The sequence below is a fragment of the Vibrio sp. sp1 genome, from assembly GCF_016920955.1.
Classification (GTDB): Bacteria; Pseudomonadota; Gammaproteobacteria; order Enterobacterales; family Vibrionaceae; genus Vibrio; species Vibrio alginolyticus.
Genome location: NZ_CP060589.1, coordinates 2,983,515 through 2,993,936, shown reverse-complemented (window position 1 = coordinate 2,993,936; position 10,422 = coordinate 2,983,515). Strand labels below are relative to the sequence as shown.

Here is a 10,422-nt window from a genome sequence, read left to right as displayed (position 1 = left end):
TTGGGGTAAACTACTTCTGGCGTAACCCATCCACTGGAAATTGATTGAAATTCCCCTTGCTACAATCGGGCTTATATCCAAATGGAGCAGGGAAAGGAATCGTATCGCAGCTTGTTGCAACGGAAGATTCAAACTTTACTCTCTTTCCTATCATGATAGGAAATAACCATGTGGCATTATTTCTTAAATCAAACTCCTCTTTAGGGTCATCAATCAAATTGTATATTTCAGGGATCTGTAATGGGCGCCCTTTCTCCGGCATGATATCTTGATCAATAAAGTGCATCTTGTAATTTTCCCACTTATAAGCGTAGGTTTCAGAGCCATTGTTAACGATAAAACCATCTCGATTAGACTTTTCACTATCTCCCTTTAAAAAGGCCCACTGATCAATACTATCTATTGTTCTATCGCTTGGTAATTTGTATCCACCGACATGAGAAAGTGAGGCAAATAGATCCACAACATGGATAATTTCATCACTCACTCTGCCCGGTTTGATGTGGTTAGGCCAAGAGGCAATAAATGGTGTTCGGAGAGAGCCTTCAAGAGCCGTAAAGTACGCACCACGCCATGGTCCGCTAGAGCCTTGGTATGGCATATGCCACTCTGGACCGTTGTCAGAAAACCAAATCACTAGTGTATTGTCTTTAATTCCTGCTTTTTCTATTGCACCAATAACTTGCCCAGCTCGAAAATCTATCTCAGCTAACACATCTGAGTAATTTCCTTTGCCTGTTTTACCAATAAAATCAGGATGAGGTAGCGTCGGTAAATGTGGTTGAGTAAAAGTAATTACAGAGAAAAATGGCTTATTCTCTTTCACATTTCGATTTATAAAATCTGTGGCATGTTCAACTAGCTCACTGTCAATCGTTCTACGTGAGTCCAAATTATATTCTTTGACCCCTTTAGGATCCTGCCCTGCTCTAGCTGAAAGGATTTGAGGTTTAGGTAATATAGCTTTATAACCGGGTTGAGAGCTATATTCTGACTCATCCGTCGTATTTGCAATGCCATACCATTCATCAAAGCCTTGATCCGTTGGAAAGCGCCCTTTTTGGTCTCCCAAATGCCATTTCCCGTAAAGGCTCGTGTTATATCCTTGTTCCTTAAACTTCTCTGCAATGGTTATCTCCCAGTTCACCATACCGTAAGGTACTCCCCAAACAACCTTATCTGTCCCAGATCTAAGCGCTCGCCTCCCCGTCATGAATGAGGAGCGAGTTGGCGTGCATTGCGGTTCCACATTAAAATTAGTAAGGCGTACACCTTCTCTAGCAAGTTGATCTAAGTTTTTAGTTTCAACACCTCTGGTACTCCCATAGGAACTTAGTTCCCCCCACCCAAGGTTATCAACCAACATTACCACGACATTTGGTGTCTCTTCCGCAGCCACTTCTAACGGGATACATAGAAACAGGATAGTTGCTAGTTTATTTTTCATAGTGTCGCCTTTCATTGAAATTCAATCCTGTAAGTGCGTCTTATCACACTTAAAACACACTAAAGTCTAGTCCATGTTAGTTAACATTTTTGAAAAACAGGGATTACTTGGAAGCAACAAAAAACCTCTACTATATTCAACTGACTACATTGTCTCATTTGGTGTCATCTCACTCGACTTCGCCATGATGAACACAATTAGTAACGTTATATAACGATAATGGATTCATTTATCGCGGAGGATTTTCATGCGAAACTCGATTAAAAAGGTAATGGCATTGGTCGGTACATTAGCTGCGTCCACAGCCTTTGCTGCCGATAAGCCCAACATCCTTGTGTTCTGGGGTGACGATGTAGGTGTATACAACATTAGTGCGTATCACAATGGTATGATGGGAGGGAAGACTCCTAACATTGATAAAATCGCCAATGAAGGTGCCATTTTCACAGACGCTTACGCACAACAGAGTTGTACTGCCGGACGAGCCTCATTTATTCTGGGTCAACATCCGTTTCGTACCGGTCTATTGACTATTGGTATGCCCGGCGCAAAAGAGGGTATTCAATCGAAAGATCCTACTATCGCAGAGTTACTTAAAAATCACGGCTATGTGTCTGGTCAGTTTGGTAAAAACCACCTTGGTGATCAAGATGAGCACCTACCAACTAACCATGGGTTTGATGAGTTCTTTGGTAACCTATACCATTTAAACGCGGAAGAAGAGCCTGAGTCTGAGTTTTATCCAAAAGATCCAGAGTTTCGTAAAAAATTCGGACCTCGAGGCGTGTTGAAGGCGACTGCGGATGGCAAAATCGAGGACACAGGTCCCCTTACTCGTAAGCGTATGGAAAACGTAGACCGAGAGTTCATGGATGCTAGCTTGGCATTTATGGAAAAAGCAGTAAAAGAAGACAAACCATTCTTTATTTGGCATAACTCAACCCGTATGCACGTCTGGACACATTTGAGTGAAGAATATCAAGGGAAGTCAGGTTACGGCTTATACGCCGATGGCATGATGGACCTAGATGATCAAGTAGGTGTCATGCTTGATAAACTTGAAGAGCTAGGCGTAGCAGATAACACCATTGTTGTTTTTAGTACTGATAATGGCGCTGAGAAATTTACCTGGCCAGATGGTGGTACTACACCGTTCAAGGGCGAAAAAGGTACGACTTGGGAAGGCGGATTCCGCGTTCCGATGATGGTACGCTGGCCTGGAAACATTAAACCAGGAACGGTTATCAACGATATCTTTTCACAAGAAGACTGGATGCCAACTCTACTCGCAGCTGTGGGCGAACCTGATGTGAAAGAAAAACTATTGAAGGGTCATAAAGCAGCGGGCAAAACCTTTAAAGCACATTTAGATGGCTACAACCAACTTGATCTGCTGACTGGTAAAGCTGATGAAGGCGCACGCAAAGAAATCTTTTACTTCGATGCTGGTGGTAATTTAAACGCCGTTCGTTATAAAGACTGGAAGATCCACTTCAGTATTATGGAGGGTGCCATTAATGAGGCATACCGCAAAACACCGAGTTGGCCTTTGATTGTAAACCTTCGTATGGATCCATTTGAGGTCGGTCCAGATGCAGCACTTTACGTCAGACATTTTTACGCTGATCAAATGTGGATGTTCGTTCCTGCTCAAGCTATCGTGCGTAAGTTCCTAGAGACATTTAAGGAGTTCCCTGCAACGAAAGGTAGCTCGTTAAGTATTGAAAAAGTGGTAGAAACAATGACACAGCAACCTAGAAACTAGACCCTAGGTATCGAAGCTACTGTGGAATTAACTAAGGCCTCAATTGTGAGGCCTTTTATTTCGTTGCAATTGTTTGGTTGCAGCAAGTTATGGTCAAACAAAGATTATCATTTAGTGCTCTCTTTAAACACTTGATTCCAATCTTGTTTCATATCGACAAATAGCCAACCTTGCTCTTCACCTACTTTAAACGATTTATCTAACTTACCAACATGAGAATCTTTATCATACGCCCATTCGCGCTTGTCATCCGTGTGATGGATAATCGCAGAAAATCTTGGACCTGAACCTGCTTTCGTCCACTCTAACATCTGTAAATCACCATCAGAATTACCAAACGCCATGACCGGACGTTTGCCAATGAAGTTTTGGATCGTCACAGGCTTTACTGCTTTGTCATTGACGAAGTCTATTTCCGGCATGCGTTGGATGGTAGGTTTTCCATCAACACTTTGATATTCCGCCTTTAACGTCGTTCCCACGATGTTTTGCGTTGGAATGCCGTATACGTCCGGCGCCCAAACGCGCATAAATTCAATTCCGCCTCCAGAAACGATGTAGGTCTGATAGTCGTTCGCTCTTAAATAGTCGAGCAGTTCGAGCATAGGTTGATAGACCATTTCAGTGTATGGTCTACCCGTTGTTGGATGGACAGCCGTTTTCAACCATTCCTTAACTTCTTGATGAAACTGTTCAGTAGACATTCCAGAATGGGTTGCCATAACAAGCTTCATTACACCTTCGAGTCCTTGTTTACCAATCCCCTCCATGTCACCTTTTAATGCGGAAGCAAAGGGTTCGGTTGTCTTCCAATCAGGATGCTCAGAGGCCATTTCTTTTACTCTATCGATCGCAAAAAACAACTGTAGATAAACAGGCTTTTCTGCCCAAAGTGTTCCATCATTATCAAACGTCGCGATTCGTTGGCTTTCAGGCACATAGGAATCCGAACCTTGGGTCGTTGTTTTCGTAACAAACGCCATAATAGCTTGCTTAGCGTCAGTGTTGTTCCATGACGGAAGTGGATCTTGCATATCAGCAGCAACAGCGTAACTAGACAGAGCAAAACCTGTTGCTAAGACAATCGCCTTTAACTTTATAGCCATCTTAATTCCTTATATTGAGGTGCTAGGTGCGAATCCAATCAAAAGTATAGTTCAATTGAAACAGGCGCATATTGAACTGAAATATGCAACGGCCACCAAAAAGTGACAATGTCACCAATCTAGTCCACTATTTTATTAAAATAGAAACATGGAATTTAACGATTAGAGTTTAAATTCATTGGCTTCAACTGATGTAGAGGCACTTTTACGTCCCTTTTTCTGATTGAGCTCTTCAATAACATAGTCGGGAGCGACCTTCGTTAGCTCTGTTAAGCAGTCATCCGTTTTAGGGTTGCCGTATCTAACATAGATGTCACACACGGCATACAATTGTTCTGGAGCACCGGATATCAAATACGCTTGCTCAAAAGCGTTGACAGACTTCTTCAAGTCTAACTCTTCTTGCAGAACACCATTTAAGTACCAAAAGTAACTGTTCGTCTTTGCCATCGTCGCAGCTTTGTCTATTTCAAACGCCGCTTCTTTCTTTTTGTCTAATCTAACCAAAGCGAGAGATTTAGAATAATGCAGCGAGGCATCTTCTGAATTTAGCTTGATACCCTCGTCAAGCACGTTGATAGCTTTTTGGTCTAGCTGTTGCGCTCGGAAGTTGTCTGCATAGCTTAACCAAACTTGAGGGTTGTTTGGCTCAAGCTTAGTTAACTCTGGGTATATCAACGCCGCTTTATCCCAATCACGATGCCAACGGTAAACGTCTGCAAGTAATAACTTGGAAACATTATCGTTCTTACTGGACAAGTGTGCTGTCAGCTCTGAAACAGTCCCCTCAAGTGACTGCTGTTGCTCCGAACTCAAATTGGCGTAATCTCGAACGAGGTTAATCGCTGCTGTAATTCGCACCATGGCGGCGTCATCACTCAATAATGGTGAAATCAAACGCCAACGGTGCTCAATCATATATGGCTGTGCTCCCACGATCGCAGCTTCGCGAATACCTGCATCTTCATCCTGCAACCCACGCGCAACTGCAACCAACGCATTTTGGCTTGGATAGTTGGCTAACTCACGTAAAGCATCAATACGTTTTTCTGAAGACAACTTTTTATTTTGCGCATCATAAGACAGCTTTTCGACTCGTTGCGCCGGTGTCATTTGAGCTTCTTGTGGAGTGACAACCGTTGTCGGCGATACCTGGTCTGGGTCTAGCAATGTTGTTTCTTGTGCCACTGCTGTTTGACTCGTAGCAATGCCGATCGAGATCACGAGTAATGATTTAGAGAGCAGCTTAATTTTTTGCATTCAATAACCTATATTCTTTCATTTCCGGGCCTGTAGCAGGCGTAGTGACTATCTTAAAACTTCGTTTCAAACACAGTCTGTGTTTGAGTAGCTTGCTGGCGTAGAGTCTGGTCACTGTATTTACCGTGAACCACTGGGTTACCTGTCGCTCGTAAGATGTACGCCATCGACTGATCAACATGGGTAAAAAACTTCTTCCAACCCGCGCAGAGATAATTAAGACCAGGCTCACCTTGCCTAGTACGGATAAAACGGTTTTTGGGACATTCTCCAAAACATGCAAATTGATAATCACATTGAAGGCACTGTTGGGGCAGCGTACGACTTTTAGCAAACCCAAATTTCTGCTGCTCAGAGCTATAAGCGAGCGTATCGAGCTTTTCGTGATGAATGTTTCCAACCTTATATTCTGGGTACACGTAATGATCACACGCAAACACATCACCATTAGGCTCCATTGCTAAGCCTTTCCCGCAGATTTCACCTAACGTACACAGTGGGTTTTTTCTGCCCATCCAGGTTTCGATACTGGCTTCAAAGTACTGAACAAACACGTTGCCGATATCGTGTAAAACCCATTCATTGAAAATCGCGATCAGAAAATTTCCCCATGCTTCATCCGCAACGCAAAAAGGCTCAACAACGGCATCTTTATGACCTGGGATCAACCGTTTATCTCCTTGTTTTAGTTGCTCGTTTGGCTCCCAGGTTTGAGGGGCGGTTGTTCTGAATGTTTTCTGCTCAACTATTGGAATAAACTGCATTTGAGGGGAGCGTACTTCATCTCGCAAGAATCGGTAAACTTCAAGTGGGTTACGGCTGGTCAAGTTGTTAACACAAGTGAGCGTAGCAAACTTTACTTCGTGCTTATGTAATAATTCAACCGCATTCATAACTTGCCGGAATGTGCCTCTACCAGCTCGGTTTGTTCGATAAGCGTTGTGCATCATTTCTGGGCCATCAATGCTTAAACCGACGAGAAAGTTGTTCGCCTTTAAAAACTCACACCATTCATCGTTAAGCAGTGTGCCATTAGTCTGGAGATCATTGGAGATCGTAATACCATCGGGACGGTATTTATTCTGTAGCTCAACAATTGTCTTGAAATAATCCAAACCTAGCATTGTCGGCTCACCACCCTGCCAAGAGAAAATGATTTCAGGTGTATTCTGTCCCGCTATATATTGACGGATATAGGTCTCGAGCGTTTCCTCATCCATGACTGGTGAGCAGCCTGGCTTGTACTCAAGTAAATCTTGTTTGCTTAGGTAGTAACAATAGGTGCAATCGATATTGCACACTGCACCGATAGGTTTCGCCATGACATGTAATCGCTTGGATGCTTTTCCATTGAACTGCGGACCTTGAGTTATGTGCATTCATCACCTTCTTAGTTGCTAGCCTGCGCCCAACGGCGTTAAGACTAATCATTAAGTTAATCGCCTAGTGTGATGATAATGTTCAATTATTCGTGGCGCTTGTTATAGTGTGTATAACTGTTTTTCATAGACTTGCCTGATAAAATTTTTTGATCATAAATGTTGATGGAGCTCCCCTATGAAGCATTCCAAAAGTAATACTCTTTACCTTGGTGCCACTATTTCGATTTCGCTAATTATCACTGGATGTGCAACAACACAACCTAGCCCTCTTGCTCAAAAAATCGATCAAGATATGGTTCTTATTGAAGGTGGACAATTTATGATGGGCTCGGATAATCCATCAGCAAATAAATCCGAGCGCCCGGCTCGCACCGTTCGCGTGGATGATTTCTATTTGGCAAAATTTGAGGTAACCCAAGAGTTATTCGAATCGGTTACAGGCTCTTCTCTGAGTTATTTTAGAAACCCAAATACGCCCGTGAATAACATTAGCTGGCAACAAACCAATTATTTTATAAAGAAATTGAATGAAAAAACGGGAGAGCACTATCGTTTACCCACAGAAGCAGAATGGGAGTTTGCAGCGAAAGGGGGGAATCTAAGTCAAGGATTCACTTACGCGGGGTCTGATGATATTAACGACGTTGCCTGGTATGCCAGTAACTCAAACAATAAGGCACACAAGGTAGGTCAGAAAAAACCGAATGAGCTTGGCTTATACGATATGACGGGTAATGTTGGTGAGTTTGTTATTGATGCGTTTGATGAAGGCTATTACAAATCAGCACCAAGTGATAATCCGGTAAACGCAAAAGATGAAAAAGAAAGCCTGGCACACAAGTCTGTACGAGGTGGTAGCTTTGCCTATGATGCTGACGAATCCGAAAACTATCGTCGCGATTTTGCTAGCCAGTCAGTCATCATGTCCGACATGGGGCTGAGATTAGCGAAAGACGCTGATTAAACTAAGTAAGAAAAAAGTGGAGCGATAAAAGCTCCACTTTTGGTAATTAGCTCCTATTGACCCCAACAATAGAGGCTTTAAGCTGATCAATAGCTTGCTTAGGTGCATAGTGACTAAGCTCTTGTATGCACCTATCGAAAGCAAAAGCGACAGCACCTTTTTTATGATTTCTCGCTAGAACCTCGCATTGAGCATACAAGTGCTGTGGATTGCCACCGACTTCAAATGCTGTTTGCAACGCTTTACTGGCTTCTAGAACATCGCTTTTTTCTAGAGCTAGACCGTACACGTACCAATAATGAGCATTAGTTTCACCAATTTCTGCGGCGCGTCTAAGTAGCTTTTTCGCATCATCAGCTTTGCCTTGACGCAACAAAGAAAGACCTGCGCTGTATGGTAACGTGCTGGATTTAGGTTGAGCTTTCATCCCTTGTTGTAGCACCGTGAGCGCAGCTTCTTCTTTACCTAGGTGACGATACAAATCTGCTAGGTTAACGTAGCTATTTTCGAAATAGGGTTCGATGCTGATCGCTTGTTTATACAGCTCGGCCGCTTTGTCGATTTCACCTAAGCTGCGGTACACATTCGCCAAATTGGTTCTTCCGAAACCACGATCGGCATTAAACTCTTGAATTTCCATGTACTCTTCTAAAGGTGATTTAATGATATCTTTTTGTAAAGGGGTCATTTGTGCGTAGCTCGCTACCAGCACCGAGGCAGCTTCCGCTCTCACTGAAAGCACCGGGTCACCAAGCAATGGCTCTAGAATCCGCCACCGGTCATGAAATTCATAACCAGACGAGCCTGAAATTGCCCCTAATCGAACCATTTCATTCTCATTCTTAACGGCCCTAGCCAAAGATACTGTTGTATTTTGGTCAGTGTTGCCCCCCATTCTCTCCAGGGCTGAAGCACGAATAATGTCTTTTAACGACGAATCCTGAGCAGAGTATGCCAACGCATTTGCTGCTCCTTGATGACCAATTGAATCCGCATAAAATGCAACAGCAAAATGTTGTTGATTACGATACCTCGAATTCGGGTACCATTCTGCTATCTGTTCATCGGCCCATTGATTGCTTTTATCTTCATGGCATGACATGCAAACATTGGGCGTTCCAATGTGTTTGCTCAAATCCGGTCGTGGAATATGCCAACTGTGGTCTCTACGAGGATCGACTTGCATGTAAGTCGTTTCTGGCATGTGACAAGTCGTACATTGCGATGCTTCAGATCCAGCCTTATGAAAGGTATGCTTTTCAGGTGTATATTCCGATGCAATATGGCATTGCGAACATACTGCCTCTTCTGGGATCGTTAACTCTGCCGTGTGTGGATCATGGCAATTAGTGCACGTGACCCCCTTCTCCGCCATTTCAGATTGAAGAAACGAACCATAAACATAATCTTCGTCGTAAATCTGTCCATCATGATAGTAGAGTTCAGGTGTTATAAGACTTAAGCGATATTTATCAAAAAAGGAACCTTTAACATGATCACCTGTTTCATTTAACTGGGTTCGGCGACTATGGCATTGAGCGCATGTTTGCACTTGATTGGTTGCTTCAATTGATTTCGGCTGTAACGTACTATGGCCTTCCTCAAACACCCAATCCGACACTGCTTTAGACAATTTTCGATCAAAGCCATAATGGCTGTCATGCTCAAAAGAAGTGCCAGCATTTTTGTATTTCTTGGCCAGTTCTATGTGCTGACTAGCGGGACCATGGCATGCTTCGCATCCCACATTAATCTCTGACCATGAGCTGTTGTAAGTGTTTTTGTCAGCGTCGTAATTCTTCTTTAGGTTCGTTGAATGGCAATCAGCACACATGAAGTTCCAATTTTGCCCGGTATTGGTCCAATAGAATTCATCCGTTGTTGTCGTTTCTGGATAAAGATGAAACCAACGCTGTCCCCCTTCAACTTTAGCTCTTGTGTCCCAAGCAAAAGGAATAAGCTGCACGCGGCCATCTTCAAACTCGACCATGTACTGCTGTAGTGGCTCCCAGCCAAATGTATAGCTGATCTTATAGTCATGCCATTGCCCGTCAGAGCCTTGAATGTTGACCCAATATTCGCCGCCTTTTTTAAAAAAACGATTAGGCATTCCTTTGTGCGTTACAACATGGTTATCAAAATCACCACGTACAGAGGTTGTACTTGCATGCTTCATGGCCATATCGTGATGTGACCCTTTCCAAGCCTCCACCTCGTTTTGGTGGCAATCTATACAAGCTTGTGTGCCAGCATATTCTGGATTTAAGCCTGAAGGAATATTTGGTTTCTCTGTTAATAACTCTTGAGAAAAAGCCATAAAACTGACAACAACGTTGACCAGCAATAAAATGCGAAACCGGCCTGCCCACTGACTCATAGATATCCTTATATTTATAATGTACAACCTAAATCAATATAGACACTAAATCACTGGTTATACAAATAATTACAAGCAATACATAACGACTTTAGTATTGCTTTAGGACCGTAAAACAAGC

At 43.0% G+C, this 10,422-nt stretch carries 7 protein-coding genes; 2 read left to right on the top strand and 5 right to left on the bottom strand.

Annotation, left to right across the window (positions count from 1 at the left end):
- Positions 1–10 precede the first annotated feature (10 nt).
- Positions 11–1,447, bottom strand: coding sequence for an arylsulfatase (locus H9L11_RS14025; RefSeq protein WP_240199931.1), 1,437 nt, complete (start codon positions 1,445–1,447; stop codon positions 11–13).
- A 247-nt stretch (positions 1,448–1,694) separates the two neighbouring features.
- On the opposite strand from H9L11_RS14025, the gene H9L11_RS14020 reads away from it, so the two are divergent.
- Positions 1,695–3,212 carry a sulfatase-like hydrolase/transferase gene (locus H9L11_RS14020; RefSeq protein ID WP_005377761.1) on the top strand — a complete coding sequence of 506 codons (1,518 nt, stop codon included), beginning with the start codon at positions 1,695–1,697 and terminating at the stop codon, positions 3,210–3,212.
- A 107-nt stretch (positions 3,213–3,319) separates the two neighbouring features.
- Here the strand turns inward: H9L11_RS14020 and H9L11_RS14015 are convergent, their stop codons facing one another.
- From H9L11_RS14015 to H9L11_RS14005, 3 genes are all read right to left on the bottom strand, one after another.
- Positions 3,320–4,318: an HAD family hydrolase gene (locus H9L11_RS14015; protein WP_064368365.1), complete on the bottom strand. Its 999-nt coding sequence runs from the start codon at positions 4,316–4,318 to the stop codon at positions 3,320–3,322.
- A 162-nt stretch (positions 4,319–4,480) separates the two neighbouring features.
- Entirely contained in the window at positions 4,481–5,578 is a 1,098-nt protein-coding gene (locus H9L11_RS14010) for a hypothetical protein (protein ID WP_205390849.1), read from the bottom strand.
- Positions 5,579–5,631: 53 nt separating this feature from the next.
- The gene (locus H9L11_RS14005; RefSeq protein ID WP_205390848.1) at positions 5,632–6,957 is read right to left on the bottom strand and encodes an anaerobic sulfatase maturase; all 1,326 of its coding nucleotides are present in this window, start codon (positions 6,955–6,957) and stop codon (positions 5,632–5,634) included.
- Between the two features lie 178 nt (positions 6,958–7,135).
- Between H9L11_RS14005 and H9L11_RS14000 the strand changes: the two genes are divergently transcribed.
- On the top strand, positions 7,136–7,924 hold the full coding sequence (locus tag H9L11_RS14000; RefSeq protein WP_205390847.1) for an SUMF1/EgtB/PvdO family nonheme iron enzyme: 789 nt from the start codon (positions 7,136–7,138) through the stop codon (positions 7,922–7,924).
- 46 nt (positions 7,925–7,970) lie between these two features.
- On the opposite strand, the gene H9L11_RS13995 is transcribed toward H9L11_RS14000, so the two are convergent.
- Positions 7,971–10,301, bottom strand: a complete 2,331-nt coding sequence (locus H9L11_RS13995; RefSeq protein ID WP_205390846.1) for a tetratricopeptide repeat protein — start codon at positions 10,299–10,301, stop codon at positions 7,971–7,973.
- Between the last annotated feature and the right edge of the window lie 121 nt (positions 10,302–10,422).

Bases quoted from the DNA above. Each gene is read 5' to 3' on its own strand.
- H9L11_RS14005 (WP_205390848.1), bottom strand. From the start codon at position 6,957: ATGCACATAACTCAAGGTCCGCAGTTCAATGGAAAAGCATCCAAGCGA.
- H9L11_RS14000 (WP_205390847.1), top strand. From the start codon at position 7,136: ATGAAGCATTCCAAAAGTAATACTCTTTACCTTGGTGCCACTATTTCG.
- H9L11_RS14010 (WP_205390849.1), bottom strand. From the start codon at position 5,578: ATGCAAAAAATTAAGCTGCTCTCTAAATCATTACTCGTGATCTCGATC.
- H9L11_RS14025 (WP_240199931.1), bottom strand. From the start codon at position 1,447: ATGAAAAATAAACTAGCAACTATCCTGTTTCTATGTATCCCGTTAGAA.
- H9L11_RS14015 (WP_064368365.1), bottom strand. From the start codon at position 4,318: ATGGCTATAAAGTTAAAGGCGATTGTCTTAGCAACAGGTTTTGCTCTG.
- H9L11_RS13995 (WP_205390846.1), bottom strand. From the start codon at position 10,301: ATGAGTCAGTGGGCAGGCCGGTTTCGCATTTTATTGCTGGTCAACGTT.
- H9L11_RS14020 (WP_005377761.1), top strand. From the start codon at position 1,695: ATGCGAAACTCGATTAAAAAGGTAATGGCATTGGTCGGTACATTAGCT.